The following is a 516-nucleotide window of genomic DNA, read 5'->3' on the forward strand; positions in this document are numbered from 1 at the left end:
GCCGGCTCGTATGGCGACACCATCCACGAGATGACCGAAGCGCGCGATGTGCGCATGGGCATGTATGCGCATAGCAATCAGACTGCGCATCATCTTCCATGGATGTATCTGTACGCCGGGCAGCCGTGGAAGACGCAACGCATCACCCGCGAGATCCTTGCGCGCTTGTATCTGGGCAGCGAGATCGGCCAGGGGTATCCCGGCGATGAGGACAACGGCGAAATGTCGGCGTGGTATCTGTTCGCGGCGCTGGGGCTGTATCCACTGCGCATGGGCGCGCCGGAGTATGTGATCGGCTCGCCGCTGTTCAAGCATGCCAGCGTGCGTCTGCCAAATGGCGGCACACTGGTGGTCAATGCGCCGCAGAACTCGGCGAAAAACGTGTATGTGCAATCGCTCAGGGTCAACGGCAAACCTTGGCGCAAGACTTGGTTGCCGCATGCGGACATTGCAAAGGGCGCGACGCTGGACTTCGTGATGGGACCGACGCCGTCGCGCTGGGGCACCGGGCCTGAC

At 62.2% G+C, this 516-nt stretch carries 1 protein-coding gene; it reads left to right on the forward strand.

The window, feature by feature from the left end; genetic code table 11:
• Nucleotides 1–516 (forward strand): glycoside hydrolase domain-containing protein (locus FFY45_RS21405; RefSeq protein ID WP_176341966.1); only part of this gene is annotated, 516 nt, incomplete at both ends.

The sequence above is a fragment of the Xanthomonas hortorum genome, assembly GCF_011305375.1.
GTDB lineage: Bacteria > Pseudomonadota > Gammaproteobacteria > Xanthomonadales > Xanthomonadaceae > Xanthomonas > Xanthomonas hortorum_E.